Below are 260 nucleotides of genomic sequence, written 5' to 3' on the forward strand. Positions count from 1 at the left end.
CTCCCAGCTGAGCTATGGCCCCAAATGAGGTATAAAGTTAGTATGGTGGGCCCTAGTGGACTCGAACCACCGACCTCACCCTTATCAGGGGTGCGCTCTAACCAGCTGAGCTAAGGGCCCTCAGAGCAGTTCAGAAGAACTGCCCATGAGCAATGCGCTCTGCTTGGCAACGTCCTACTCTCCCGGGACCCTGCGGTCCAAGTACCATCGGCGCTGGAGGGCTTAACGGTCGTGTTCGGGATGGGTACGCGTGGAACCCC

At 58.8% G+C, this 260-nt stretch carries 1 tRNA gene and 1 rRNA gene; both read right to left on the reverse strand.

The features are described 5' to 3' along the window. Positions 1–43: 43 nt before the first annotated feature. Positions 44–120: transfer RNA gene (locus A372_RS0100485), tRNA-Ile, on the reverse strand. A gap of 41 nt (positions 121–161) precedes the next feature. Then, positions 162–260: ribosomal RNA gene (gene rrf, locus A372_RS35180) — 5S ribosomal RNA — on the reverse strand; the annotation flags it as partial.

The organism is Paenibacillus sp. OSY-SE (genome assembly GCF_000283315.1).
Lineage (GTDB): Bacteria > Bacillota > Bacilli > Paenibacillales > Paenibacillaceae > Paenibacillus_B > Paenibacillus_B profundus.